Below are 25,772 nucleotides of genomic sequence, written 5' to 3'. Positions count from 1 at the left end.
TGGCCTACTCCCGCCCCTGCCAGACGCCTCGGCACGCTATCGGGTGCGACTCCGATACACGATGTAAGGACGGAACAAATAGCCCAACGGGGCGGAAAGAGCATGCACCAGGCGGCTGAACGGGAAAAGTACGAACAGTGCCATCCCGATGAGTGTGTGCACCTTGTAAAGGACGTCGGCCTGACGCATCGCGGCGGCGTCCGGCTGGAGGATGAAGATGCCGCGGAACCAGGGCGCGACCGTGGTCCGGTAGCTGACGTCGCTCGGCACGTACCCCGCGACCGTCGTCACCACGCCCGCCACGATCGAGGCGGCCAGCACCGCGTACATCGCCTTGTCGTTGGCCGTGGTCGCCATGAACACCGGGCCGGTGGCGCGGCGGCGGTAGATCAGCAGGGCCAGCCCCACCAGCGTGACCAGGCCCGCGAGCCCGCCCCAGACCAGGGCGTTCAGGTGGTAGGCGGCGTTGGACACGCCGATCGCGTCGGTCCAGCTCACCGGGATGAGCAGGCCGGTCACGTGGCCGACGATCACGAAGACCAGGCCGTAGTGGAACAGCGGGCTGGCCACGCGCAGCAGCGGGCTCTCGTAGAGCTGGGACGAGCGGGTCGTCCAGCCGAACTTGTCGTACCGGTGGCGCCAGATCAGCCCGCCCACGAAGACCAGCAGGGTCAGGTACGGCAGGACCACCCAGAGCGTGCTCTCCGCCCAGCTCACAGGTAACCTCCCACGGTCTCGGCCGGCGGGCCTGCCTGGGCCAGGCGCGTGGCCTGGAGCCGCTCGGCGGCGGTGATCGGCGGCAGGGCCGCGCACACCGCGCCGATCACGTACGCGTACGGCGAGTCGCAGTCGGTCAGGGCCGTGAGCAGCAGCTCCAGCCCCAGCCTGTGCTCCCTGAGCAGTTCGGCGCCCGAAGGATCGAGCGCGGCGAACTCCAGCAGCACCGGCAGGAAGTCGGGCAGTTCGTCGTCCATCAGCTCCCACCCGGCCGCCCGGTAGCGCTGTTTCAGCGCGGCCAGCGACCGGCCGCGGCGGCGGGTGTCGCCGTCGGTGTAGTAGGTGAGGTAGAGGCAGCAGCGCCGGTGCAGGTCGAACGTCTCCACGTAGTGCGCGGCCAGCTCGCCGGGCCCGAGGTCGGAGACGCGTGCCAGGAACGTCCCGAAGTGCGGCTCGGCGGCCTCCTTGATGAGCGGGAGCCGGTGCCAGAACCGCTCGTCGGGATAGGCGAGGAGGTGGGCGGCGGCCTGCCAGACGACGGCCCCCACGACGGCGCTGCTCATGGTCTTCTCCTCTTGGTCGGGAACAGGCCGGCCGGGGTGCCGCGGCCGTCCCAGTTGAGCAGGTTCACCCGGTCATGGGTGACCTCGTCGCTGGTCTGGCGCTGCTTCAGGCTGTGGAAGGTCTCCACCGACACCGGGACGGGCCGGCCCGACGCCTCGCCGAACGGGCCCTGCATCCCGGGCCCGCCGTCGTAGTCGAGGCTGCAGCCGCCCTCCTCCACGATCCCGGGCGGGATGTTCCCGTAGGCGGTCGGGATCACGTACCGCTCGTCGTACTTGGCCAGCGCCAGCAGCCGGTACATGTCGCGTACCTGCTCCTCCGACAGGCCCGTCTCCGCCAGGACGGGCGGCTCGCCCAGGTTGACCGAGCGCATGTACGAGCGCATCGCCGCCAGCCGGCGCAGTGCGGCGGTCACGGGCGCCGGGTCGCCGGCGGAGAACAGTTCGGCCAGATAGCCGACGGGGATGCGGAGCGACTCGATGGCGGCGAACAGGTTGACCGCGTCCTCGCCGTCGTGGCCGCCTTCGGCGAGCGCGTCCACGACGGGGGAGAGCGGCGGGACGTACCAGACCATCGGGAGGGTGCGGTACTCCGGGTGCAACGGCAGCGCTATCCGGTATTTCTTGATCAGGTCGTACACCGGGGATCGCCGCGCGGCCTCCACCCAGTCGGCGGGCAGGTCCGCGGCGTCCACCGCCGGGTCGTACGGGTCGATGAACAGGTCCAGCTGGGCCTCGTACAGGTCGCGTTCATTGGCCACCGAGGCGGCCGCCGCCACGCGTTCGGCGTCGTACAGCAGGACCCCGAGGTAGCGCAGGCGCCCGACGCAGGTCTCCGAGCAGACCGTCGGCAGCCCGACCTCCACGCGCGGGTAGCAGAACGTGCACTTCTCCGCTTTGCCGGTCTTGTGGTTGAAGTAGATCTTCTTGTACGGGCAGCCCGTCACGCACATGCGCCAGCCCCGGCACTTGTCCTGGTCCACCAGCACGATGCCGTCCTCGGCCCGCTTGTACAGGGCGCCCGACGGGCACGAGGCCACGCACGACGGGTTGAGGCAGTGCTCGCAGATGCGCGGCAGGTAGAACATGAACGCCTGCTCGAAGGAGAGCTTGACCTGGTCCGACACCTTGGCGAGCACGGGGTCGGGCGAGGGGTCGCCGCCGAGGTCGTCGTCCCAGTTGGCGCTCCACTCGATCTTGGTGGGCTGGTTGCTGATGAGCGACCTGGGCGGCGCGACGGGGACGTCCTCGGAGAGGGGCGCCTTGATGAGGTTCTCGTAGTCGTACGTCCAGGGCTCGTAGTAGTCCCGGAGCGCGGGCATGAGGGGATTGGCGAAGATGGTGAGCAGCTTGTGGAGGCGGCCGCCCGCCCTGAGCTTGAGCCTGCCCTTCCTGTCGAGCGTCCAGCCGCCGCGCCAGCGTTCCTGGTCCTCGTAGCGCCTCGGGTAGCCCTGGCCGGGTCGGGTCTCGACGTTGTTGAACCAGACGTACTCGACGCCCGACCGGTTGGTCCAGGTCTGCTTGCAGGTGACCGAGCAGGTGTGGCAGCCGATGCACTTGTCCAGGTTCATCACCATGGCGATCTGGGCCATGATCGTGGCCATCAGAAGCGCACCTCCTGTGATCTGCGGCGGATGGTGGTGATCTCGTCGCGCTGGTTGCCGGTGGGGCCGAAGTAGTTGAAGCCGTACGAGAGCTGGGCGTAGCCGCCGATCATGTGGGTGGGCTTGATGAGCACCCTCGTCAGCGCGTTGTGGATGCCGCCCCTGCGGCCGGTCGCCTCCGACTTGGGCACGTCGATCAGGCGCTCCTGCGCGTGGTACATGTACACCGTGCCCTTCGGCATGCGGTGCGAGACGATCGCCCTGGCCACGACCACGCCGTTGCGGTTGACCGCCTCGATCCAGTCGTTGTCCGCGATCCCGAGCCCGGCGGCGTCCTCGACCGACATCCAGATCGTCGGGCCGCCTCTCGACAGCGACAGCATGAGCAGGTTGTCCTGGAACTCGGAGTGGATCGACCACTTGCTGTGCGGGGTCAGGTAGCGCAGCGTGCCCGCCTCGCCGAACAGCGCGGCCAGGTCCAGCGGCGGGCGGTAGATCGGCAGCGACTCGCCGTACTCGTGCATCCAGTCGTGGTCGAGGAAGAAGTGCATGCGGCCGGTGAGCGTGTGCCAGGGCTTGCCGTTCTCGACGTTGATCGTGAAGGGGGAGTAGCGGCGCTCGTGCGACTCCTTGCCCGACCACTCGGGGCTGGCGGCGACCTGCACCGGTCTGGCCTGGGTGTCGGAGAAGACGATCCGGTGCCACACGTTGACCAGGTCCTCGAAGTCGGTGCCCGTACGCTCGGCGAGCTGCCTGAAGCCCTGCGCGGCCAGCCTGCCGTTGCTGACGCCCGACAGCGCCAGGATCGCCTCGCACGCCTTGGCGTCGGTGTCGAGCTCGGGCCGGCCCTTGGCCGCGCCGCGCGGCACCAGGCCGCACGCCTGGCCCAGCCAGGCCACCTCCTCGTCGGGCATGAACGTCACGCCCTTGACCGGGATCCCCAGCTTCTCCGTGAGGGGGCCGAGCGCCGCCAGCTTCTCGGCGATGGCGCCGTAGTCGCGCTCCACCACCTTGAGCTCGGGCCCGCCGCCCGTCGCGAGCTCGCCCGGGGTGTCGTGCTGGTACGCCGTCGCGACCACGTCCCTGCGGATGCCGAGGTGCTTCTCGCCGAGCTTGCTGAAGGTGCGAGCGATGGCATGAAAGGCTGAAAAATCGGTCTTTGTCTCCCAGGGTGGGCTGATCGCCGGGTTGAACGCGTGCACGAACGGGTGCATGTCCGTGGACGACAGGTCGTGCTTCTCGTACCAGGTGGCGGCCGGGAGCACGATGTCGGAGAAGATCGTCGAGGACGTCATCCTGAAGTCGAGCGTGACCAGGAGGTCCAGCTTGCCGCTCGGGGCCCGGTTGTCGGGGTCCTCCAGGTTCGAGATGGCGCCGAGCAGGTGGTGCTGGAAGTACTCGCTGCCCTTGGCGGAGGAGCCGAGGAGGTTCGAGCGCCAGAGCGTGAGCACGCGGGGCCAGTTGCGCGGGTCGTCCGGGCGTTCGGCGGCGTAGCCGAGCCGGCCCGAGCGGAGCTCCTCGCGCGTGTACGCGATGGGGTCGTCGGCGTCGCCCAGCTCCAGGGGGTTGCGGTCGAACGTCGGGGCCATCGGCATCCAGCCGTTCCTGACGGCCTCCGCCACCAGGTCCACGGTGCGCTTGCCGCGGAACTTGCCGGGGCCGAGGGGCGAGGCCAGGTCGCCCGCGTCGAAGTGGTCGTAGCGCCACTGGTCGGTGTGCAGGTACCAGTACGGCGTGCCCGGGACCTGCCGCGGCGGCCGCGCCCAGTCGAGGGCGCCCGCCAGCAGCGCCCAGCCGCCCAGCGGCCGGCACTTCTCCTGGCCCACGTAGTGCGCCCAGCCGCCGCCGTTGCGGCCCTGGCAGCCGGTCAGCAGGAGGAGCGACAGGAACGCCCGGTAGATCGTGTCGCCGTGGAACCACTGCGTGGTGCCCGCCCCGAGGATGAGCATGCATCTGCCCCGGGTCGACTCGGCCGTCCTCGCGAACTCTCTGGCGATCTTCGCCGCCCTGCCGGCGGGCACGCCGGTGATCTCCTCCTGCCAGGCCGGCGTGTACGGCTCCCCGGCGTCCTCGTAGCCCGCCGGCCAGACACCCGGGAGCCCGTCGCGCGCCACCCCGTACTGGGCCAGCAGCAGGTCGAACACCGTGGTCACCAGGTGCTCCCCGACCCTGGTCACCGGGACGCCCCTGCGTACCGAACCGCCGCCGTCGAAGCGGGGCAGCAGGACCTCGGCCGGCTCGCCCCCGTACAGGGTGAGCTTGGGTTCGGTGCCGAGGTCGAGGTTCCAGCGGCCCTTGCCGGACTCGGTCCAGCGGAAGCCGGCCGAGCCGTTCGGCACGACGGGCTCGCCGGCCTCCGACATGAGCACGGTCTTCCACTCGGCCGCCTCCTCCTGGGAGCCCAGGTCCTTGGCGGTGAGGAACCTGCCGGGCACATACGCGCCCGCGCGCTCCTCGAGCCGGACGAGGAACGGCAGGTCGGTGAAGCGCTTGACGTAGTCGGTGAAGTACGGCGTCGCGCGCTCGACGAAGAACTCCTTCAGCAGCACGTGCCCCATGGCCATGGCCAGCGCGCCGTCCGTGCCGGGCCGCACGCTGACGAACTCGTCGGCGAACTTGGCGGCGTCGCTGTAGTCGGGGGAGACCACGACGACCTTCTGGCCCCGGTAGCGGGCCTCGGCCATCCAGTGCGCGTCGGGGGTGCGGGTGACCGGGACGTTCGCGCCCCACATGATCAGGTACGCGGCGTCCCACCAGTCGGCCGACTCCGGCACGTCGGTCTGGTCGCCGAACACCTGGGGGGAGGCCACGGGCAGGTCGGCGTACCAGTCGTAGAAGGAGAGCATGGCGCCGCCGATCAGCGACAGGAACCGCGAGCCGACCGCCTGGGAGACCATCGACATGGCGGGGATGGGGGAGAAGCCGGCGATCCGGTCGGGGCCGTACCGCTGGATGGTGTAGACGTGGGCGGCGGCGATCATCTCGGTGGCGAGGTCCCAGGTGACGCGGACGAGGCCGCCGGTGCCTCGGGCGGACTGGTAGCGACGCCTTTTCAACGGGTTTTTCACGACATATGCCCATGCGTCCACGGGGTCGCCGTTCAGGCGTTTCTTCGCTTCCAGGTACATCTCGACGAGGACGCGCCGGGCGTACGGGTAGCGGACCCGGGTCGGCGAGTAGGTGTACCAGGAGAAGGCGGCGCCGCGCGGGCAGCCGCGCGGCTCGTACTCGGGGCGGTCGGGGCCCACGCTCGGGTAGTCGGTCTCCTGCGCCTCCCAGGTGATGATGCCGTCCTTGACGAACACCTTCCACGAGCACGAACCCGTGCAGTTCACGCCGTGCGTGGAGCGGACCACCTTGTCGTGACTCCACCGGTCACGGTAGAAGATGTCTCCCTCGACGCCGCCTTTCAGGTAGAGGGTATGCAGATCGGCGCTGGTGACCGACCTGCGCAGATAGCGACCGGTCTTCAGCAGGAGCTCCTCCGCACTCATACCCCCACTTCATCACAGATGGTGACCCTCTGTTACACAGGGTGTATGTCTGAGCTTCGTAAAGGTCAGGTGTCGAACCTGGCCCTGGCCACTGCGGCGTTCGCGGTGACGTTCTGGGCGTGGAACCTCATCGGGCCCCTGTCCGGGAGCTACAGCAGGCAGCTGGGGCTGTCGCCGACCCAGACCTCGCTGCTGGTGGCGATCCCGGTGGTGGTGGGGGCGCTGGGGCGGATCCCGGTGGGGGTGCTCACCGACCGGCTCGGCGGGCGGCGGATGTTCGCGGTCATCTGCTTCGTGTCGATCGTGCCCGTGCTGTTCGTAGGGTGGTCTGGTTCGTTTGGGTGGGTGCTGTTCTGGGGGTTCCTGCTGGGGATTCCGGGGACATCGTTCGCGGTCGGCATCCCGTTCGTGAACGCCTGGTACGAGCCCGCGCGCCGGGGGTTCGCGACCGGGGTCTTCGGGGCGGGCATGGGTGGCACGGCGCTGTCCTCGTTCTGCACGCCGCGGCTGGTGGAGGAGTTCGGGCGGGCGGGGGCTCATGTGCTGATGGCGGCGGTGCTGGCGCTGATGGGGGTGATCATGCTGGGCGGCAGCCGGGACTCGCCCGCGTGGTCGTCGGCAAGGTCCTCCGCGGGGTCCTCCGCGGGGTCCTCCGCGGGGTCCTCCGCGGGGGTGCCGGCCGGATCGGTCGCGGGGGCGGTCGCGTCGCGTGGGATGCGGGAGGCGGTGCGGATCAAGGCGACCTGGCAGTGCGCATTCCTCTATGCGGTGACTTTTGGCGGCTTCGTAGCCTTTTCCACCTATCTCCCGACATTGCTGCAGAACGTGTACCGCTTCGCTCAGACCGATGCCGGGCTGCGTACGGCCGGGTTCTCGATCGCTGCCGTGCTGTCGAGACCGCTGGGCGGGGCGCTCTCCGACCGGATCGGGCCGGTCAGGGTGCTGTTCGTCGCGCTCGGCGGGACCGTGGTGATGGCGCTGGTGCTGGCCCTGAGGCCGCCGCCCGAGGTGCCCGCCGGGGTGGGCTTCGTGCTCATGGCGTTCTTCCTGGGCCTCGGGACCGGCGGCGTGTTCGCGCTGGTGGCCAGGCTGGTCGAGGCGTCCAGGGTGGGGACGGTGACCGGGCTCGTCGGGGCCGCCGGAGGGCTGGGCGGGTACTTCCCGCCGCTGGTGATGGGGGTCGTCTTCACCGCGACGGGGGCGTACACGGTGGGGTATTTGCTGCTGGCGGTGACTGCGTTGGCGGCGCTCACGTACACGTACCGGGCATTCCGGACGCTCTAGTGGCGGGTTTTCGTACGTTCCAGCTGCTCGAAAACCGTTTGCCGAGCCGGGGTGCGCCTTGTCAACCTTGTCAGGCCATGCGATCCCTTCCTGAAGCCGATCCCGGCGTGCCCGACATTCGCAGCCCGTTCCGCTATCTGTGGTGGAACGCGCGGCGGCAGTCGGCACACCTTCTCGTGGGCATCGGCTTCGCCACCCTGTGGTGGCTGGTGCAGGCATTGATGCCGGCGGCGCTCGGGAAGGGCATCGACGCCGTCACCGCCAAGGACACCGGGGGGCTGCTGCTCTGGGCGTCGGTCCTGTTCGGCCTGGGGCTGATGCAGGCGTTCACCGGGATCATGCGGCACCGGATGGCCGTCTACAACTGGCTGGCCGCCGCGTACCGCACCGTGCAGCTGACCGCCAGGCAGTCCGCCCGGCTGGGCGCCACGCTGCCGAAGCGGCTCTCGACCGGTGAGATCGTCAGCGTCGGCAACTCCGACATCGCCCACATCGGCAACTCCATCGACATCCTGCTGCGCGGCATCGGCTCCATCGTGGCCATCGTCACCGTCACGGTGATCCTCATCTCGACCTCGCTGCCGCTCGGGCTGCTGGTCCTGTTCGGCGTGCCGCTCATGACCGCGGCCGTGGGGCCGCTGCTCAGGCCCCTGCACAGGCGCCAGGCCAGGCAGCGCGAGCTGTCCGGCGACCTGTCCACCAGGGCCGCCGACATCGTGGCGGGCCTGCGGGTGCTGCGCGGGATCGGCGGGGAGCAGGTGTTCGCCGACCGCTACCGGGCCGAGTCGCAGCGGGTCCGGCGGGCCGGGGTGAGCGTGGCCGGGGTCGAGTCCGTGCTCGAAGGCGCCCAGATCGTGCTGCCCGGCGTGCTCATCGCGGCCGTCACCGGCGTCGGCGCCTCGTTCGCGGTCGCCGGGGAGATCCCCACCGGTCAGCTCGTCGCGTTCTACCTCTACGCGGTCTTCCTGATCGGCCCCATGCGGACGCTCACCGAGGCCGCCGACAAGCTCACCAAGGGCCACGTGGCAGCCGGACGCGTGATCCGGATCCTGGCCATCCAGCCCGAGGTCACCGGTGGCACCGGCACCAGCGCGGGCGGCGTCCTGCGCGACTCCTACAGTGGCGTGACCCTCCAGCCCGGCTGCCTCACGGCGGTCGCGGCGGACACCCCCGATGACGCCATCGCCATCGCCGACCGGCTCGGCCGCTACGCCGACGGCGACGTCACGTTCGGCCCGGTCGACCTGTCCACGCTGCCCATCGACGAGGTCCGCGCCCGCATCCTGGTCGCCGACAACGGTGCCCGGCTGTTCACCGGCCGCCTGCGCGACGAGCTCGACGTGCGCGGCGAGGCCTCCGACGCGCAACTGCGCGAGGCCCTGCACGCGGCCTGCGCCGAGGACATCGTGGAGGCGCTGCCCGACGGGCTGTCCGCCACGGTGGCCGAGGCGGGGCGGGAGTTCTCGGGCGGGCAGCAGCAGCGGCTGCGCCTGGCCCGGGCGCTGCTGGCCGACCCGGAGGTGCTCATCCTGGTCGAACCCACCAGCGCCGTCGACGCCCACAGCGAGGCCCGCATCGCCGAACGCCTCGCCAAGGCCCGGGCCGGCAAGACCACGCTGATCTGCACGACCAGCCCGCTGGTGCTCGACCGTACCGACCACGTCGTCTATGTGCAGGACGGGCGGGTGCTCGCCGAGGGCACGCACCGGCAACTGCTGGACAGCTCGCCACATTACGCCGCCACCGTGACCCGCGGAGAGGACTGACCTCATGCCCCGGACCCACGGGAAGCGCTGCCCCCTGCCCACCCTCGGCTCTCGACTCCGGGACGGATGGGATCACCGGCGGGCACGGTGCACATTCGGAACGCTCGCTCGCTCGTTCGTTCGGAAGGGGTGAAGCAGGATGGCCCGCGAGATCTTGCCGGTCGCCGATCGAAAACAGGTGCGCGCCTACGCCAGGCGGCTCACCCTCCGCTATCCGCGACAGCTCACGATCGCGCTGACCCTGCACGGCCTGGCAGCCGTCGCGGGGCTGGCGGTGCCGTGGCAGCTCGGCGGGCTGGTGGAGGACGTCCAGTACGGCGTCGAGGTCAACGTCGCCGTCGTGGCCGCCGCCATCGGAGGCTTCCTGCTGCTGCAGGGTGCGCTCATGCGGTTCGCGGTGCTGGCCTCCGCCAAGCTCGGCGAGAAGGTGCTGGCGGAACTGCGCGAGGAGTTCGTGGACCGGGTGCTCGGGCTGCCGCTGTCCACCGTCGAGCGGGCCGGGTCCGGCGACCTGATCACCCGTACCTCCCGCGACGTGGACTCACTGTCCCGCACCGTACGGAACGCCGTCCCGGAGACGCTGATCGCCCTGGTCACCTTCCTGATCACGATCGGCGCGCTGCTGCTGGTCAGCCCCCTGCTGATGCTGCCGATGCTGATCGCCGGGCCGGTGATCTGGGTCTCCACGCGCTGGTACCTGAAGCGGGCACGAGACGGCTATCTCCGCGAGAACGCCGCCTATGCCGACATGACGGAAGGGCTGGCCGAAACCGTCGAGGGCGCCCGTGCCGTGGAGGCGCTCGGCCTGCAGGCGCGCCGCCGATCGCGTACCGACGACGACATCAGCCGCTCCTTCGCCGCCGAGCGCTACACGCTCGGGCTCCGCACGGTGTGGTTCCCCGCCGTCGAGCTCGGCTACGTGATCCCCGTCGTGACCACGCTGCTGGTCGGGGGCCTGTTCTACACCAATGGCTGGGTGGCGCTCTCCCAGGTGGCCACCGCCACGCTCTATGCGCAGCAGCTGATCGACCCGCTGGACAGGTTCCTGATGTGGATCGACGAGCTGCAGGTGGGCGGGGCCTCCATGGCCCGGCTTCTGGGCGTGGCCAACGTCCCCGACGACCGTGCGGCCGGCTCCTCGCGGCCCTCGGGCGAGCTGCTGGAGGCGTCCGACGTCCGGTACGCGTACCGGGAGGGCCGGGACGTGCTGCACGGCGTGTCCCTGACCGTCCGGCCCGGCGAACGACTCGCCATGGTGGGCCCTTCGGGGGCCGGAAAGTCCACGCTGGGCCGGCTGCTGGCGGGCATCCACGGACCGCGTACCGGCTCGGTGTCCGTGGGCGGGGTCCCGCTCGTGGACCTGCCGCTGGACGAACTGCGAGGGCACGTGGCGCTGGTGACGCAGGAGCACCACGTGTTCAAGGGCTCGCTGCGCGACAACCTGCTGATCGCCCGCCCGGACGCCTCCGACGCGGCCGTACGCCAGGCGCTCGAAGCAGTGGATGCCCTGGGCTGGGTCCTCGCCCTGCCCGCGGGCCTGGAGACGGAGGTGGGCTCCGGAGGCCTGGCGGTGTCACCCGCCCAGGCGCAGCAACTCGCCCTGGCCCGCCTGGTGCTCGCCGACCCGCACACCCTGGTCCTGGACGAGGCCACCTCCCTCATCGACCCCCGAGCGGCCCGCCACCTCGAACGCTCGCTGGCCGCCGTCCTCGACGGCCGCACCGTGATCGCGATCGCTCACCGCCTCCACACGGCCCACGACGCCGACCGGGTGGCGGTCGTGGAGGACGGCCGGATCAGCGAGCTGGGCTCCCACGATGACCTGGTGGCGGAGGGCGGCTCCTACGCCGCCCTCTGGACCAGCTGGCACGGCACTCCGACCACCACCCGCTCCTGAACGAGGATCGTCACGTCGGCTCCCCGGCTTGGCGTCCGCAGGCGAGGAAGTCAGAGGAGTCGCGCGATCTCGGTTGCGGCGAGCCGTACGCGTGGGGCGATCTCGTTCTCATCCCGCGTCCCGATGGTCACCACGCCCACGCTTGCGTCGGCCGGGCGCCCTGCTGCGATGATCGGGGCAGCGATGCCCCATGCCCCTGGCTGTAGCTCTCCTGCCGTGACCGAGTAGCCGGTGGCGCGGGCCTGCGTTATCTCCGAGCGCTCCCCGGGGAGGGGCGGGCGGCCGGCCAGGATGGCGATCCCTGAGGCGCCGCGGTTCGCCGGATGCCGAGTGCCGGCGCGATAGCTGACGTGGATCTGCGAGACGCGCGGCTCGGTCACGGTCAGAACGACCGCCTGGCTCTCGTCGATGTCGAGCACCGTGATGAAAGCGGTGGCGTTGCAGGCGTCGGCGAGCACCTGGAGTGCTGCGGAGGCCGCGCTGCGGAGCCTGTGCTGGACGGCGGCGTTGAGTTCGACGATGCCGAGGCCGAGGGTGAAGCGGGTGCCGACCCGGGCGGCCAGCCTGTGGTTGCCGAGTGCTGTCAAGTGACGGGAGACGGCGTTGCGATGGATCCGGGCGAGCTGGGCGAGTTCGGTGATCGTCAACCCGTCCGGATGGTCCTTGAGAATCTCCAGGAGTCGCAGGCCGGTGTCGATCGTTTTCGAGCCGGTCGTGGAGGCAGCCGGGCCTTGCTGGTCAGGGGCCGGGTCTTGCTGGTCAGGGGTCATTCGATGCCTAGGGAAGGTGCGGGGGTGTAGCGCAGGGGCAGGTGCTTGATGCCGCCGATGAAGTTCGACACCAGCCGGACGGGCGGCCCGGCGAGTTGCACGTCCGGCAGCCGCCAGAGCAGCTCCCGGTAGAACACGCGGAGTTGCAGCCGGGCGAAACGGGAGCCGAGGCACACGTGCGGTCCGTCGCCGAACGACACGTGGTCATTGGGCGAGCGCGCGATGTCGAAACGCGTCGGGTCGGGGAAGCGGCGCTCGTCGAAGTTGGCGGCAGCATGGAAGACGACGACCTTGTCGCCTGCGGCGATGCGCCGTTCGGCCAGGACGGTGTCGTGTACGGCGGTGCGGCGGAAGCTGAGGACGGGGGGATGCCAGCGCAGCGTCTCCTCGATGGCCGAGTCGAGGAGTTCGGGGTGGTCCAGCAGGCGACGATGCTGGTCAGGGTGGTCGAGCAGGGCGAGTATCCCGCCTGGCAGAGCCGAACGTACGGTGTCGTTGCCCGCGATCACCAGGAGAAAGAAGAACATCGACAATTCGGGATCGGTGAGACGCCGCCCGTCCACCTCGGCCGTGGCGAGCGCGGTCATGACGTCGCTTGCCGGATTCCGGCGTTTGTAGGCGGCGAGTGAGTGAGCGTACTCGAACATGTCGGTGAGCATGGCGGGGGATCGTGGATTGACCGGTTTGCCATCCGGGCCGTGGACGGCGCTTGCGTGATCGGGATCCTGGTAGCCGATCACGCGGTTCGTCCACTCCAGGATCCGGCCGCGATCCTCGGGCGGGATGCCGAGGAGATCCGCGAGGTTGTGGATCGGGTAGTCATCGGTCACGTCCGCCGGCAGGTCGCACTCGCCTCGCTCGGCGATCTCGTCGATGAGCAGCCGTGCTCGTGCCGCGATACCGGTGGTGAAGCGTTCGATGCGCCTGGCGGTGAACACGCCGGAGACGATCCGCCGGAGCCAGCCGTGCTCCGGCGGATCAAGGTTGAGCATCATCTGCCGGATGAACGACAGGTCGGCGGGGTCCGGGTCGCGGATCTGGGTGGCGCCGAGCCAGGAGCTGAACTCGGTCGGCGTGCGAAGTACGCGCACGACATCCGCGTGACGGGTCACCGCCCAAAAACCGGGCCCCGCCGGCCAGTTCCCAACCTGGTGCTCCTCCTGCCAGCGCACGGGGTCGTGGTCACGCAGCCAGCGATACGTCTCGTGCGGGATGCCCTGTGCGTAGATACGCGGGTCGAACACGTTGGCCGTCGTACTCATGCCGGTCACGGGCAGCCCCTCCAAGAGATCGTCAGGCGGCCAGGAAGCGTTCGATGGCGGAAACCAGAGCCAACGGCGTCTCGTCCATCGCGTAGTGGCCGGCGTCCGCGAATGTCAGCAGTTCGGCGTTCGGGTACCACTGCAGCCATGTAGCCCGCATGACCTCGGCGGACAGCGCGGGGTCGTGTTCGCCGGCGACGACGAACACTGGCGTGGTGGCTCCGACCACCTCGGAGTGGAAGTCGGTGCGGGCCCAGGCGTCCAGGTAGGCCCGGTAGGCGGTCACCGTGGACTTCCGCAGCGAGTTGTCGACCATCTCATCGAGCCAGGCATCCGGAAGCCGGTTGCCGGTGGTCAGATCGATGATCGCGCGACGGTTGGCGGGCTCCTCGGCGGAGCCGGAGAACAGCGCCCACCCCTCGTTGTCGAACGGCACGCCCGAGGCCGGCACCGGAGAGATACCCACGAGCTTGCGGACCCGGCCGGGCGCGTCCAGCATCACCCGCTGCATCGCCGTCCCGCCCATCGAGTGACCGATCAAGGAGAAGGTCTCCCACCCCAGCTTGTCGGCGAGCGCCGTCACATCGGCGGCGATCTCAGCGAGAGTGTATTCACCAGTGAGAGCGCGAGCCTCGCCGTATCCCCGGTAGTCGGGGAAGGCGTAGGTGAAGGCCTCGCCGTTCAGGTAGGGCTGAATCTTCCCGAAGGAGCCGCGATCTCCAAACCAGCCATGCAACGCGATCACGCGATGGGGCCCGGAACCGAGGACGTCATGGGGAAGGACGACGGGGGACATGACGGATTCTCCTTAGCGTTCGTGGCGTCGGATGCGGGGCAGTCGCCGGATGCCGTGGCGGGCGGCATCTCACCCGCACGTCCGGTGCCGCCGACGCAGTCCAGGCTGAACCAGACGTACTTGCCGTTTGCATGCTGGACGGTGCCCCACCGGTCGGCCTGCGCCTCAACCAGGAACAGCCCACGCCCGCTTTCGGCGAGGAAGTCAGGGGCACGCCGCGTCGGGAGGGTCGGATCGTGGTCGCATACCGCCAGCCAGATCGTGGCGCCCCCCACTCGAACGTTGATCCTTATGTCCGGCGATCCGCAAGCGGGCGGGACCGCGTGTTGGACTGCATTTGTGACCAGCTCGCTGGTCAGTTCAGCGATCGTCGCCTCATGCGCGGGAGAGAGAGGCAGATCCCAGGAGGCGAGCATCGTCGACACCCAGCGGCGGGCGATGGATGACGCGATCGGCGAGCGCGGCAGATCGCACCAGCGGGAGAGCAGCCGGCTCTGAAGTTCGGTGGCGACATTCACGGCGCCCCCGGTGTGATTGGCGGTAAATGACAGGTCAATACGCCACCGGGGCATTGCGTGACGTTCCTGTCGTCGGACGCTTCCGATCCCACGCCGCCCTGCATGGGCCGCCTTGAGGCGGCTGCGGCGCGTCCGAACTCGGGTTTCAAGCGATGCATCGCGAACACGGCGTCGGCTTCTCCGGATGCCCAAATATTGGGCGTGATGGTCAAAAAGTGGGCGTGCAGCGAAGAAAGCATCGGTCGAAACAAAGCCGTTGTCAACGCGAATGCCGCAAGATGTGGATCTTTCTGTTGATGGCGCCACGTCCAGCGGTGAAGGCCCGCGCAAAGCCCGCAGTGACTCCTTCGAGGACCGCGCGCTCGTTCTCCCCGGTCAATGCCGGTGACGTGAGATCGAACGGGGCGTGGTGGCGCGGGCTACTTCGTAGACAAAGGGAACGACGCGACGTGCGGGGACGGCGTACTCGCCCAGATCCTCGGGTTCGGGGCGGGCGCCGGTCATCAGGGACGACGGATTCGTCTGATCTCATCGCCGCCGTTATGCGTCCTTGCCGGATGCCGGCGTGGCATCCCAGCGGTCGTTCTTTCTTTGGCGGCTCCGTTCCTGCTGGCGTCGTCGCCGTTCGTCTCATCGTCGACGGCTGATCGGGTGGGGGCCGCTGGTTCGGGAGACGTCGGACGCCGCGACAACGGTGCTGGTCGCCCGCCCGCAAGGTGTGCCGGTGGAGGTGCTCAGCGAACGCACCGAGAGCCGGACGGTGTGCGCCACCCCTCAAGCCCTCAAGCCCTCAAGGCACCATGACCGCAGAGCTAAGCGTCCGTGGGTTTCCCGGTAGCCGACAAACTCACCCCCTGGCGGCCCCGACGCTGCTGCTGTATTCGGCCAACGAAGGCGACGACCTCGCTTGGCGCAAGTATGGCCCCCTCAAGGACGCGGGCGTACATGGGCCATCGCGCCACACCAACGGTGCAGAGAGCACGGTTGCTGCGCCCCAACCGGCCCTCGGCCTGGAGCATCTCGTGAAGCCATAACCCTCCCGGCGACGTACACGTGTGGCGAGGGTCTGAGCGCGACGCCGGGACTTTAGTGGTTAGGCCTATGCGCGCGCCGGGACGTTGGGTGGTGCTGCGTTGGATGTCGGGTGGTGTGGCGGTGTTCGCGTTGCAGTCGGGTGTTGGGCGGTGGGGGCTATGCGCAGTGCCGGGACGTTGGGTGGTGCTGTGTTGGATGTCGGGTGGTGTGGCGGTGTTCGCGTTGCACTCGGGTGTTGGGCAGCGGGGGCTACGCGCCGCGCCGGGACGTCGGGCGGTGAGGTGGTCTATGCGCTGCACCGGAGGCGTCAGACGGCGACGCGCGGGTGCTGGGCAAATGGGGGCTCATGCTACGGGCACCCAGGTCGGGCCGCTGTCGTCGGCGGTGCGGTCGACCTGGGGGGTCATGCTACGGGCACCCAGGTCGGGCCGCCGTCGTCGGCGGTGTGGTCGACGCGGCCGAACACCACGTCGGCGAAGTGCACGCCGAAGCCGATCGTGTCCGGACGCTGCAGCTCGTTGACCAGCCGGTGCCGGTGCACCGTCGACTCCACGGAGTCCAGGTCCGAACCGGCGAACCAGTCGGGATGGCGGATCTGGGCTGAGGAGTGCAGAGCGTCGCCGAACGCGATCAACCGCTGGCCGCCGGACGTGATCGTGTACGTGGCGTGCCCGAAGGTATGCCCGGGAGCCAGGGCCACCCGCACTCCCGGGAAGATCTCCTCGTCGTCCCGCACGGTACGGACCCGGGGCGCCAGCGCGGCGAGCATCTCGTCGGTCGTCCCCTGCTCGAGGCTCAGCTGCCGCTGCTCCCATTCGGGCTCGGAGATCAGGTAGTCGGCCTCGGTGAACGCGGGACGGCTGCTGCCGGGTGCGGGGTGCCAGGCCCAGCCGAGGTGGTCGAGGTGCAGGTGAGTGAAGGCCACCGCCTCGATCTCGTTGGGCCGCCGACCCAGCTTGGCGAGGTTGTCGAGCAACTCACCACCACGGATGGAGCCGATCTTCGGGTTCTCCGGATCGTCGGGTACGGACACCGGCCCCACTCCGGCATCGATCAACAAGGCCCTCTCGCCGTACTCCACCAACAGCGCACCGATGCTGCCCACGAGGTTCCCCGTGTGGTCGAGGAAGGCGGCGTTGTCCTTCCAATCCTGCTCTGTCGTCTCCAGCAACCACCCATATGGCTTGAGCTGCACCGCGCCGTCAGGCACATAGCTGATCTTGAGCTCACCGAGCTGCAGGGAACGGACAGAGGACGGCCGACGCAGACGCTCTTCGTAGCTGTACATGGCAGAGAAACTTACAACTAGAACTATTAAAGCTGCAAATATACATGCTTGAGCTATCCTGTCCCTGTGAAGTCGCCCGAGCCCGCCACAACTGCCAGCTCTGCCACCACCAGCGGTGACGCCGCCAGCCCTGCCACCACCAGCGGTGACGCCGCCAGCCCTACCGCCACCAGCCCTACCGCCACGAGTGGTGATGCCGCCAGCGATGACGCCACCAGGCTTGCCACCGCCGGCGGTGACGCTACGAGCGGTGACGCCGCCAGCCCTGCCACCACCAGCGGTGACGCCGCCAGCCCTGCCACCAGGAGCGGTGATGCCGCCAGCGGTGACGCCGCCAGGCTTGCCACCGTCGGCGGTGACGCTACGAGCGGTGGCGCTACCGGTGTGGATGTCACGCGTGTGGACGCCGCCAGTGGTGGCGCTGCCGGCAGCGCGGAGCGTGCTCTTGCCGAGCGGAACCTGTGCGGCCTCGTCGGCGCGTTGGCCAAGCAGATCGAGGGCCATATCAGGGAGCGGGCGGCCGCGCTGGACCTGACGGCGGCCCAGGCGGTGGCGCTGCGCGAACTCACCGGCCCGATGACCATGCGCGACCTGGCCGATCGGATGAGTTGCGAGCCGTCGAACGCCACCTTCGTCGTCGATCGGCTGGAGGAGCAGGGCATCGTCGAACGGCGCCCTCATCCCGGTGACCGCCGGGCCAAGCGACTCGTCCTGACCTCCGAAGGCGTCGCACTCCGCGAGCGACTGATCGACCTGCTCACCGAGGCCTCGCCCTTGGCCCGGCTCACTTCGGAAGAGCAGGCCGCCCTCAACGACCTCCTCACGCGGGTGGTGCGATAAGCGGGTGGCGCGATAGCCGGAGTCCGGTGATCGCGCGGCGGCCGTGCGATGCGTGCGGTGTGGGACGTCGTGGGGGAGGGCGTCCGATTGTGGGGGTCAGGGTTGTGGGGTCAGCATTCTGTTTTGGTGGGGGGCATGGTGCGGTCGGTGAAGTAGCGGTTGATGTGGTCGCGGGCGCAGGGGTTGGCGCCGTAGAGCGTGTGGCCGGGGCCGTTGTGGCGGATGGTGGCGCTGCCGGGCACCTGGGAGAGGACGCGGGTCACCGCGTCGGACTCGCCCCAGGCGCCTGCTCCCAACATGGGTGGGAGGCCCTTGGGGAGAGGGGTGGGCGGGTTGGTGACCGGCTGGGGCCAGCCGATGCAGCCCAGGGTCGCTGAGGCGAGGGTGTTGGCCGTGCCGGTGTTGGGGGCCACGCGTTGCAGGCGCTTGATGGCGGCGGTCATCTCCTTGCGGTTGGCGAAGCGGGGCCAGTCGGCGCATTCGGTGACGCCGGTGGCCTGGTCGGGGTAGCGGGCGCCGCGTTGCGGGACGAAGTCGGAGGCGTCGCCGTCGGCGGCCTTGCGGATCGCCTGGGCCAGCTTGGGCCAGGCGGCGGTGCCCTGGCGGGCCAGGCCCAGGGCGAAGCTCTGGAGGTCGCGGGTCTTGTAGGCGACGTTGGCGGTCTTCGTGGGGATGGGGGTGCGGTCGGCTCGGGCGATCAGTGTGCGCCAGAGGGCGGGGACGTCCGCGCAGTCGTTGGAGGCGCACCAGGTGAAGAAGCGTCGCAGGAACTGCTCGTTGGACTTGGCCATCTCCTCCAGCTCACGCTCCCAGCCGGCGGCGCTGTGGCTCCACGTGCCGTCGAGGACCATCGTGCGGATCCGGTCCGGGAAGAGGCGGGCGTAGTCCTGGCCGTAGAAGCCCGCATAGGAGGCGCCGTAGTAGTTGAGCTTGTCGTCGCCGAGGGCCTTTCTGATGGCCTCCATGTCTCTGGCCTGGTCTGCCGAGCTCATGTTGGCGAACAGCTCGGGGTCCTTGAGCCGGCAGGCCTCGGCGTAGCCGCGGTTGGTGTCGGACAGGCGGCCGAAGTCGGCGTCGTCGCGGGGTGAGTCGGGGATGGGGACACGGGTCCAGGCGCACTGCAGGCCCGTGCTGAGGCCCCCGAACTGCTCGCCGTAGCCGCGGGTGTCCCACGTGACGATGTCCATGCGTTCGCGGAGCTTGGTCCACCAGTCGGAGGCGGCGGACTGCGTGACGCCGATGCCGGGGCCGCCGGGGCCGCCGTAGGCGATCAGGACCGAGCCTTCGGACTTGCCGGTGGCCTTCAGCCGGCCCAGCTTGAGGGTGATCTTGCGGCCGTCCGGCTTCTGCCAGTCGGCCGGGACCTGGAGGTCGCTGCACTCCATGCCGATCTTGTCATTGGGGCAGGTCTGCCACTGCTGTGGCCCGCCGGCGGTGGCCGCCGCGGACGCCGAGGTGGTCGGCAAGGTCCCCATGCCCAGCAAGGCCAGGGTGATGGTGAGGGGCTTGAGCATGGCGTTCACGATGCCGGAGGGGGAGGTGGAAGCGCGTCGGACCAGGGTTTGGTCTTTTGGGGGTGCGGGTCCTACCAGGGGTTGTCAGACCGCTGCCCGCCCCGACCGGTTGGAGAGGATCTGCAGGGACGCTCGGCCCAGCGCCCGCCGGGCTCGGCCTGAAGCCGAAGGCGGCCAGGACGGGCCCTCGTGGGTGGGATGGGTCTGGCGGTGGTGGGGCGGGTCTTGCGGTGGTGGGGTGGCGTTGTCACGATCGACGGCGTGGGCAGATGGCAGTGGGTCTGGGAAGGCGCACTCGGGGTTGTCACGGTGCTGGGGCTGGGGATGGTCCTGTTCACCGCTCCTGGCGGGCACCTGCTGAACATCCTCGCGTCCTCCGCGCCGCTCGGCCTGGTCGCCGTGGCGCTCTCCTTGTCGATGCGCGCCGGCACGCCCAACCTGGCCGTGGGGTCGGTCGCCGCGCTGTCCGGGGTGCTCATCGCCTCCGTCGTGGTCGTCCTCGGCATGCCGCTGGTCGTCGGGGTGCTCCTCGTCATCCTGCTCGCCGCGCTCTCGGGGCTGGTCATGGGGGCGTTCACGGTGCTGCTGGAGGCGCCGGCCTGGGCGGTCACGCTCGCCGCCGCCGTGGTCTGCGACGCGTTGTCGCTCGCGTTCACCCAGGCCAGGACGATCCTCCTGCCGGCGGCGCCGTCGCTCTCGCCCGTGGTGGGGTTCGCGGTGTTCGCCGTCGTCTCGGTGGCGGGCGGGCTGTTGTGGGCCCGGCGGGAGTTCCGGCAGTGGCTGACCAAGGGGTGGGCCGGCCCTCTCGTCGGGCTGGCCGGATCCTGTGTGCTCGCCGCTTTGGGTGGGTTCGTGCTGCTGTTGCGGCTGGGAGCGGCGCAGCCGGGCTCTCAGGGGCTGTTCACCATGGTGTTCGCGCTGGCGGCCGTTCTCCTGGGAGGCACGGGCCTTCCGAGCCTTTCGAGCCCTTTGAACGGCACCGGCGCGGTGAGCGCGGTGGCCGACGGGGGACGTGGGGGCGTCGCCGGCACCCTGCTCGCCGTGCTCATCCTGGCGATCGTGCAGGGTGAGCTCACCCTGCTGGCGGTCCCCACGTACGTCATCATGATCGTCCTGGGTGGCGTCGTGATCGCCGGCCTGGCCGTGTCCCGAGCGCTCGACGCCTTACGTCAGTGAAGCCCCGTGCCGGTAAGGCGCCGTCCCGGCAACGCCTCGTGCTGGTGAAGCCTGGCGTCGGTGAAGCCCTGTGCTGGAGAGCACGCGCCGGTAGAGCACACGCCGGTAGAGCACGGTGCCGGTAGCCCCGAGCTAGTGAAGTCCCGAGCCAGTGAAGTCCCGAGCCAGTGAAGCTCCCGCGTCAGTGGGTCAGCCCAGTGACTTCTTCAGGAAGTCGACCTGGAGCAGCAGCAGGTTCTCCGCCACGACCTCCTGGGGCGTCATGTGCGTCACCCCGGAGAGCGGGAGCACGCTGTGCTGCCGGCCCGCCGCGAGCAGGGCGGATGACAGGCGCAGCGTGTGAGCGGCCACCACGTTGTCGTCGGCCAGGCCGTGGATCAGCAGCAGCGGGCGTTCGAGCTTGGGCGCGTCCGCGAACAGCGAAGAGTTCTCGTACACCTCGGGCTGCTCGTCCGGATGGCCCAGGTATCGCTCGGTGTAGCACGTGTCGTACAGCCGCCAGTCGGTCACCGGCGCCCCCGCCACCGCCGCGTGGAACACGTCCGGTCGCCGCAGCACCGCCAGCGCGGCCAGGAAGCCGCCGAACGACCAGCCGCGAATGGCCACCCTCGTCAGGTCGAGATCGTCGGGATACTGCTCGGCCACCCCCTGCAGGGCGTCGATCTGGTCGTCGAGCGCGGGGGTCGCCAGGTCGTTCAGCACGGACCGCTCGAACTCGGGGCCCCGGCCAGGGGTGCCGCGCCCGTCCGCGACGATGACCGCGAAGCCCTGCTCGGCGAACCACTGGCTCTCCAGGAACGCGCCGCGCCGGTTGAGCACGCGCTGCGCGTGCGGCCCGCCGTACGGGTCCATGAGGACCGGCAGCTTCGCGGAGCCCTGCTCGTGCCACGAGGGCAGCACCACGGCGGTGGCCAGCTCGCGACGGCCCGAACGGCCGAGCGAGACGCGCAGGTCGAGCCCGGGCCGCTCGGCGAACGACGGGATCGGCACCGCCATGCCGTCGCGCCGCACGACCGTGGTCGAGACGCCCTCGGCGTCGAGGCTCTGCTCGGTCAGGACGCCCACGCCGCCCGACATCCGCCCCGAGAACACCCCGGAACGGGTCGAGACGGGCAGCAGCGAATGACCGTCCCACGTCCACAGGTGAACCTCGGTCGGATCGCCGCTCGCGCTGAACAGCACGCTGTCGTGATCGACGTCGAGCACCGCCCGCACCTGCAGCGTGGGCGGGGTGACCGCGCGGCCGCCCACGAACAGCCGGTTGCCGCCCTCCGAAGCGGCCACCCACACCAGCGACCCGTCGTCGAGGTGGGCGGGCACGCCGGACACGATGTCGACCCAGGCCGGATCGGCGTCCTCGCGCACCAGAGCGGACGCGCCCGTCGCCGGGTCGACCGTGAACAGCCGCATCGTGCGCTGGTCGCGCGTCAGGGTCACGATCGACAGCGCGTGGGAGTCCCAGGCCGCCGTCGTGAGGTATTCCTCCTCGTACGGCACCGCGACCCGCGACCCGTCGAGCCCCAGCACGAACAGCTCGGTGACCGCGTTGGGCGTGCCGGCGGCCGGATAGCGCTGGGCCGACGCGGGACGGTCGGGGTTGGCCGGGTCGGCGATGTGCCAGACGTGGACCGGGGCCTCGTCGGAGCGTTCGACCAGCAGCGCGTCGCCCGACGGCGCCCACCAGTAGCCGCGCATCCGGCTCATCTCCTCGGCGGCGATGAACTCGGCCAGCCCGTACGTCACGGTCTCCGACTCCGGCGTGGCCAGCGCGCGGTCCTCGCCGGACGCGAGGTCCTGGACGCGCAGCGCGCCGCCGGTGACGTACGCGACATGCCCCCCGCCGGGGGACAGACGCGGATCGATGACCGCGCCCGGCGTGTCCAGCCGGCGCGCCTGACCGGTCGCGAGGTCCACGACGTAGAGAGCGCCGGACAGGGCGAAGGAGGCCCGCGTGACGTCCGTGTCGGTGGCGTACGCGACCACGCCGCCCGCCGCCTCCCGGCTGCGCTCGCGCCTGGCCCGCTCCTCCGGCGGCAGGTTCTCCTCGTCGGCGTCGAGCGCGCGGGGGTCGACGACCAGGCGCTCGACGTGGGTGTCGGTGTCGAGCTCCCACAGGCACGTCACCGGATCGGTGCCCGATTTCGTGCGGAGGAAGACCACCCGGCCGCCGTCCGGAGTGATCGTGAAGCTCCTGGGCACTCCGAGGGTGAACCGGCGGGTCCTGGCAGACAGTCGCGGGAAGCTCTCGCTCATGCGCCCAATCCTGCCACCGCCGATGAGGAACCTGCGCAATGGCGTCCGGAGCCCGTCGGTACGCTCATCCCTATGACTGATCGACGGCTCCTCCTCGTACACGCCCATCCGGACGACGAGTCGATCGGCACCGGGGCGACGATGGCCAAGTACGCCGCCCAGGGAGCCCACGTCACGCTCGTGACCTGCACTCTCGGCGAGGAAGGCGAGGTCATTCCCGCCGATCTCGCCCACCTGGCCGCCGACCAGGACGACGCGCTCGGGCCGTACCGGATCGACGAGCTCGCCGCCGCCTGCCGGGCGCTCGGCGTCGAGGACCACCGCTTCCTGGGCGCGCCGGGCCGCTGGCGGGACTCGGGGATGATGGGGGTGGCGTCCAACGACCACCCGAAGGCGTTCTGGCGCGCCGACCTCGACGAGGCGGCGGGAGAGCTCGTCAAGGTCATCCGGGAGGTACGCCCGCAGGTCCTCGTCACGTACGACGACAACGGCTTCTACGGGCACCCTGACCACATCCAGGCGCACCGGGTTTCGCGCAGAGCGTTCGAGCTGGCCGCGAAACCGGACTTCGGCGAGGGCGAACCGTGGCAGATCGCGAAGTTCTACCACACGGCCCTCGCCCGATCCGTCATGCGGCGCACGACCGAGGCGCTGCGCGGGTCGGACGTCGGCTTCCTGGTGGAGGACGTGGAGGACATGCCGTTCGGCAACGCGGACGAGGACGTCACCACCGAGATCGACGCCCGCCCGTGGATCGGCGCCAAGATGGAGGCCATGCGGGCGCACGCCACGCAGATCGTCGTGGACGAACCGTGGTTCGCGCTGTCCAACAACATCGGCCAGGAGGTCCTGGGCGTCGAGCACTACCGGCTGGCCATCGGCGTGCCCGGGCCCGCCGTGCCCGGCCCGCCCATCGAGGCGGGCGGTCTCGGCGAACCGCACACCCGCGAGAACGATCTCTTCGCAGGCATCCACTAACCTCGTGCGACATGGAACATCGCAGCCAGGTCGAGTCGGCGCTGGGCGGAGCGGCGTACGGCATGCTGTTCGTGCTCGGCGTCGTCATGGGCGTCGTGGGCGGCTTCACGCATGCGGTGCGGCAGATGGGGCCCGTGCCGATCGCGGCGGTCGTGTGGGTGCTGGCGTTGTTCGCGGTGTGCCTGGGGGCGGGCAAGCTGATGCGGGGCAAGCTTGGGGCTTTCATGGCGGCGGTCGGATGGCTGCTGGTCACGATGCCGTTCACGCTGAAGCTGAGCGCCGGCGATCTGGTGATCGCGGATGGTCCGCCCGGGTACGTCTACCTGTACGGAGGGTTGACGGCCATTGTGGTGGCCTATCTGCTTTCGCCCTCGTCAGAGGGGGGATCGTGGCTCTTGCATGGGTACCCTCAGAAGAACTCTATGTAGCGGCATAAAGTAGCGTTCGTGCATTCCATCGAGCGGCCAGTGGACCCTGAGACTTACCGCAAGGTCGTCGGTCGCTTCGCCACTGGAGTCGCGATCGTCACCACCCGGCTGGACGATGTCGATCATGCGATGACGGTGAATTCGTTCACCTCTGTCTCCCTTGATCCGCTCCTCGTGCTGTTCTGCGCGGAGAAGGTGGCCCGGTTCCACGACGCGGTGCTGGAGGCGGGGGTGTGGGGGGTCTCGGTGCTGCCCGCCTCGATGGAGGACGCCTCGCGCTTCTTCGCCCACCGGGGCCGGCCGTTGAACGGGCAGCTCGCGCGGTGGCCGCATCACCTGGGGGAGTCGGGGGTGGCGGTGTTCGACGGGGCCATCGCGACGGTGGAGTGCGTGACGACGGCGGTGCACGACGGCGGGGACCACTCGATCGTGGTGGGCGAGGTGACGGCCCTGGACACGCCTTCGGACGGGGCGCCGCTTCTGTACCACGAAGGGCAGTACAAGACCCTCTGGCGGGCATGAGTCGGGCCAGGCACGTGGCCTGGCCCGCTCACTTGCTCGCTTCCCGGCTGGCTACTGAGTGGTAGCGCTGGTCGATTCCGACGGCGTGGTGGTCGCAGTCGCCGTCGGGACGCTGGTGCCGGTCGGCGTCAGCGTGTCCGGCGGGGTCTCGGAGGGGAGCTCTGTCGGCGTCTCCTCCGCCGGCGGCGGACAGGTGGGGATCCCCGGCGCGCTCTCCGTCGGTGTCACGGAGTCGGTCGGGCTCGTGGTGGATGTCTCGGTCGGGCCGGTGGTGGGTGTCGTGGTCGGGGTTTCGGTCGGAGTTCCGGTAGGAGTTTCGGTCGCGCTGTCAGTCAGGGTCGGGGTCGGCGCCGGCGGGTCGGTGACCGGCGGGGACTCCGTGCCTGTGGCGGTGGGCGTCACCGTGTCCGTCGGGCCGGTCGTCGGCGGAGGGGTCTCCGTCGGGCCGGTCGTCGGCGGTGGCAGGGTCTCCGTCGGCTCGATGCTCGGCTCGACGCTCGGCTGACAGGTGAACGTCACCGTCTGCGTGACCGTCGGCCCCGGCTCGGTGACCGTGATCCGCTCCTTCACCGTCACCGTCGGAAGGGGCGTCATGGTGACTGCCGGTTTGCCCTTTTTCTTGTACGTGCCCCGGCCGAGCCGCTCCGTGGACTCTCCCGAGCCCTCGGTCACCGGGAAGTCGACGCTGGTCGTCTTGCAGGATCTGCCCTTGCAAACCCGCTGCTTGATCGAGAAGAGAGCAGCTTGCGCGTCTGTGATCGATACATTCAGGTAGGAGACGCCTCGCCTCTTGACTACCTTCGTCGTGGCGGTGTACTCCCCGATCGTGGGAGTCTCCGTGGGTGTCGGACTCGTGGTCGGGACGGTGGTTAACGCCACGTTTGCGCCGAGAGCGCCTGGTCGGTTGTCAGTGGATCGTAGGGGATCGGTTGCTGACGTCTGGGTGATCGCCACTCCGCCGGCTCCTGCCAGTGCGACGGTGCCGAGCAGCGCGCCCAGGATGGAGAATCTCATAATCCTGCTCTTGTGGGAGATTTCAGGACGGGGATCATTATTCCGACTTGTCA

At 69.8% G+C, this 25,772-nt stretch carries 20 protein-coding genes; 8 read left to right on the top strand and 12 right to left on the bottom strand.

Features of this window, described 5'->3' with window-relative positions; translation table 11 throughout:
• Nucleotides 1-36 precede the first annotated feature (36 nt).
• The 4 genes from narI to ABZX61_RS22455 are packed head-to-tail and all read right to left on the bottom strand — an operon-like array spanning nt 37 to nt 6,378.
• Nucleotides 37-717: a respiratory nitrate reductase subunit gamma gene (gene narI, locus ABZX61_RS22470; RefSeq protein WP_355197252.1), complete on the bottom strand. Its 681-nt coding sequence runs from the start codon at nt 715-717 to the stop codon at nt 37-39.
• Nucleotides 714-1,280, bottom strand: a complete 567-nt coding sequence (gene narJ / locus ABZX61_RS22465) for a nitrate reductase molybdenum cofactor assembly chaperone (RefSeq protein WP_355197250.1) — start codon at nt 1,278-1,280, stop codon at nt 714-716. Before narJ ends, narI begins: the two co-directional genes overlap by 4 nt.
• Entirely contained in the window at nt 1,277-2,884 is a 1,608-nt protein-coding gene (narH, locus tag ABZX61_RS22460) for a nitrate reductase subunit beta (RefSeq protein WP_355197248.1), read from the bottom strand. The genes narJ and narH overlap by 4 nt, the downstream gene beginning before the upstream one ends.
• Entirely contained in the window at nt 2,884-6,378 is a 3,495-nt protein-coding gene (locus ABZX61_RS22455) for a nitrate reductase subunit alpha (protein ID WP_355197246.1), read from the bottom strand. Before ABZX61_RS22455 ends, narH begins: the two co-directional genes overlap by 1 nt.
• A 45-nt stretch (nt 6,379-6,423) precedes the next feature.
• On the opposite strand from ABZX61_RS22455, the gene ABZX61_RS22450 reads away from it, so the two are divergent.
• The 3 genes from ABZX61_RS22450 (at nt 6,424) to ABZX61_RS22440 (ending at nt 11,325) form a co-directional block, all read left to right on the top strand.
• On the top strand, nt 6,424-7,662 hold the full coding sequence (locus tag ABZX61_RS22450) for an MFS transporter (RefSeq protein ID WP_355197244.1): 1,239 nt from the start codon (nt 6,424-6,426) through the stop codon (nt 7,660-7,662).
• A gap of 77 nt (nt 7,663-7,739) precedes the next feature.
• Entirely contained in the window at nt 7,740-9,428 is a 1,689-nt protein-coding gene (locus ABZX61_RS22445) for an ABC transporter ATP-binding protein (RefSeq protein ID WP_355197242.1), read from the top strand.
• A gap of 139 nt (nt 9,429-9,567) precedes the next feature.
• Nucleotides 9,568-11,325, top strand: coding sequence for an ABC transporter ATP-binding protein (locus tag ABZX61_RS22440; RefSeq protein WP_355197240.1), 1,758 nt, complete (start codon nt 9,568-9,570; stop codon nt 11,323-11,325).
• A 50-nt stretch (nt 11,326-11,375) separates the two neighbouring features.
• On the opposite strand, the gene ABZX61_RS22435 is transcribed toward ABZX61_RS22440, so the two are convergent.
• The 5 genes from ABZX61_RS22435 to ABZX61_RS22415 all read right to left on the bottom strand — a co-directional run bounded on the left by ABZX61_RS22435 (nt 11,376) and on the right by ABZX61_RS22415 (nt 16,994).
• The gene (locus tag ABZX61_RS22435; protein WP_355197238.1) at nt 11,376-12,095 is read right to left on the bottom strand and encodes a helix-turn-helix domain-containing protein; all 720 of its coding nucleotides are present in this window, start codon (nt 12,093-12,095) and stop codon (nt 11,376-11,378) included.
• Nucleotides 12,092-13,357, bottom strand: a complete 1,266-nt coding sequence (locus tag ABZX61_RS22430) for a cytochrome P450 (protein ID WP_355197827.1) — start codon at nt 13,355-13,357, stop codon at nt 12,092-12,094. Before ABZX61_RS22430 ends, ABZX61_RS22435 begins: the two co-directional genes overlap by 4 nt.
• A 31-nt stretch (nt 13,358-13,388) precedes the next feature.
• Nucleotides 13,389-14,153 carry an alpha/beta hydrolase gene (locus ABZX61_RS22425; RefSeq protein ID WP_355197236.1) on the bottom strand — a complete coding sequence of 255 codons (765 nt, stop codon included), beginning with the start codon at nt 14,151-14,153 and terminating at the stop codon, nt 13,389-13,391.
• A complete protein-coding gene (locus ABZX61_RS22420) occupies nt 14,099-14,671 on the bottom strand; it encodes an ATP-binding protein (protein ID WP_355197234.1) in 573 nt (190 codons plus the stop codon). Before ABZX61_RS22420 ends, ABZX61_RS22425 begins: the two co-directional genes overlap by 55 nt.
• A gap of 1,438 nt (nt 14,672-16,109) precedes the next feature.
• Nucleotides 16,110-16,994: an MBL fold metallo-hydrolase gene (locus ABZX61_RS22415; protein WP_355197232.1), complete on the bottom strand. Its 885-nt coding sequence runs from the start codon at nt 16,992-16,994 to the stop codon at nt 16,110-16,112.
• A 66-nt stretch (nt 16,995-17,060) separates the two neighbouring features.
• On the opposite strand from ABZX61_RS22415, the gene ABZX61_RS22410 reads away from it, so the two are divergent.
• Complete coding sequence (locus ABZX61_RS22410) at nt 17,061-17,834, top strand: MarR family transcriptional regulator (RefSeq protein WP_355197230.1); 774 nt, start codon at nt 17,061-17,063, stop codon at nt 17,832-17,834.
• Between the two features lie 110 nt (nt 17,835-17,944).
• Here ABZX61_RS22410 and ABZX61_RS22405 read toward each other — a convergent pair whose 3' ends face one another.
• Complete coding sequence (locus tag ABZX61_RS22405; protein WP_355197228.1) at nt 17,945-19,348, bottom strand: alpha/beta fold hydrolase; 1,404 nt, start codon at nt 19,346-19,348, stop codon at nt 17,945-17,947.
• 261 nt (nt 19,349-19,609) lie between these two features.
• On the opposite strand from ABZX61_RS22405, the gene ABZX61_RS22400 reads away from it, so the two are divergent.
• Complete coding sequence (locus ABZX61_RS22400; protein ID WP_355197226.1) at nt 19,610-20,524, top strand: hypothetical protein; 915 nt, start codon at nt 19,610-19,612, stop codon at nt 20,522-20,524.
• Nucleotides 20,525-20,713: 189 nt separating this feature from the next.
• Here ABZX61_RS22400 and ABZX61_RS22395 read toward each other — a convergent pair whose 3' ends face one another.
• Nucleotides 20,714-22,777: a prolyl oligopeptidase family serine peptidase gene (locus tag ABZX61_RS22395; protein ID WP_355197224.1), complete on the bottom strand. Its 2,064-nt coding sequence runs from the start codon at nt 22,775-22,777 to the stop codon at nt 20,714-20,716.
• A 72-nt stretch (nt 22,778-22,849) separates the two neighbouring features.
• Here ABZX61_RS22395 and mshB point away from each other — a divergent pair, with 72 nt between their 5' ends.
• Genes mshB through ABZX61_RS22380 form a run of 3 tightly spaced genes read left to right on the top strand, consistent with a single transcriptional unit; the run spans nt 22,850 to nt 24,705 of the window.
• Nucleotides 22,850-23,755 (top strand): N-acetyl-1-D-myo-inositol-2-amino-2-deoxy-alpha-D-glucopyranoside deacetylase, encoded by a 906-nt coding sequence (gene mshB, locus ABZX61_RS22390; protein WP_350725538.1) that lies wholly within the window; start codon nt 22,850-22,852, stop codon nt 23,753-23,755.
• Nucleotides 23,756-23,766: 11 nt separating this feature from the next.
• Nucleotides 23,767-24,183 carry a DUF6113 family protein gene (locus tag ABZX61_RS22385; protein WP_350725536.1) on the top strand — a complete coding sequence of 139 codons (417 nt, stop codon included), beginning with the start codon at nt 23,767-23,769 and terminating at the stop codon, nt 24,181-24,183.
• Nucleotides 24,184-24,222: 39 nt separating this feature from the next.
• Complete coding sequence (locus ABZX61_RS22380; protein WP_355197222.1) at nt 24,223-24,705, top strand: flavin reductase family protein; 483 nt, start codon at nt 24,223-24,225, stop codon at nt 24,703-24,705.
• 51 nt (nt 24,706-24,756) lie between these two features.
• On the opposite strand, the gene ABZX61_RS22375 is transcribed toward ABZX61_RS22380, so the two are convergent.
• Nucleotides 24,757-25,719 carry a hypothetical protein gene (locus ABZX61_RS22375; protein ID WP_355197220.1) on the bottom strand — a complete coding sequence of 321 codons (963 nt, stop codon included), beginning with the start codon at nt 25,717-25,719 and terminating at the stop codon, nt 24,757-24,759.
• Nucleotides 25,720-25,772 lie beyond the last annotated feature (53 nt).

It is taken from the genome of Nonomuraea sp. NPDC003709 (genome assembly GCF_040610775.1).
In the GTDB taxonomy this organism is placed as follows: domain Bacteria; phylum Actinomycetota; class Actinomycetes; order Streptosporangiales; family Streptosporangiaceae; genus Nonomuraea; species Nonomuraea angiospora_A.
This window is presented reverse-complemented; position numbering and strand designations above follow the sequence as displayed.

Bases quoted from the DNA above. Each gene is read 5' to 3' on its own strand.
- narJ (WP_355197250.1), bottom strand. From the start codon at position 1,280: ATGAGCAGCGCCGTCGTGGGGGCCGTCGTCTGGCAGGCCGCCGCCCAC.
- narH (WP_355197248.1), bottom strand. From the start codon at position 2,884: ATGGCCACGATCATGGCCCAGATCGCCATGGTGATGAACCTGGACAAG.
- ABZX61_RS22455 (WP_355197246.1), bottom strand. From the start codon at position 6,378: ATGAGTGCGGAGGAGCTCCTGCTGAAGACCGGTCGCTATCTGCGCAGG.
- ABZX61_RS22450 (WP_355197244.1), top strand. From the start codon at position 6,424: ATGTCTGAGCTTCGTAAAGGTCAGGTGTCGAACCTGGCCCTGGCCACT.
- ABZX61_RS22445 (WP_355197242.1), top strand. From the start codon at position 7,740: ATGCGATCCCTTCCTGAAGCCGATCCCGGCGTGCCCGACATTCGCAGC.
- ABZX61_RS22440 (WP_355197240.1), top strand. From the start codon at position 9,568: ATGGCCCGCGAGATCTTGCCGGTCGCCGATCGAAAACAGGTGCGCGCC.
- ABZX61_RS22435 (WP_355197238.1), bottom strand. From the start codon at position 12,095: ATGACCCCTGACCAGCAAGACCCGGCCCCTGACCAGCAAGGCCCGGCT.
- ABZX61_RS22430 (WP_355197827.1), bottom strand. From the start codon at position 13,357: ATGAGTACGACGGCCAACGTGTTCGACCCGCGTATCTACGCACAGGGC.
- ABZX61_RS22425 (WP_355197236.1), bottom strand. From the start codon at position 14,153: ATGTCCCCCGTCGTCCTTCCCCATGACGTCCTCGGTTCCGGGCCCCAT.
- ABZX61_RS22415 (WP_355197232.1), bottom strand. From the start codon at position 16,994: ATGTACAGCTACGAAGAGCGTCTGCGTCGGCCGTCCTCTGTCCGTTCC.
- ABZX61_RS22405 (WP_355197228.1), bottom strand. From the start codon at position 19,348: ATGCTCAAGCCCCTCACCATCACCCTGGCCTTGCTGGGCATGGGGACC.
- ABZX61_RS22395 (WP_355197224.1), bottom strand. From the start codon at position 22,777: ATGAGCGAGAGCTTCCCGCGACTGTCTGCCAGGACCCGCCGGTTCACC.
- mshB (WP_350725538.1), top strand. From the start codon at position 22,850: ATGACTGATCGACGGCTCCTCCTCGTACACGCCCATCCGGACGACGAG.
- ABZX61_RS22385 (WP_350725536.1), top strand. From the start codon at position 23,767: ATGGAACATCGCAGCCAGGTCGAGTCGGCGCTGGGCGGAGCGGCGTAC.
- ABZX61_RS22375 (WP_355197220.1), bottom strand. From the start codon at position 25,719: ATGAGATTCTCCATCCTGGGCGCGCTGCTCGGCACCGTCGCACTGGCA.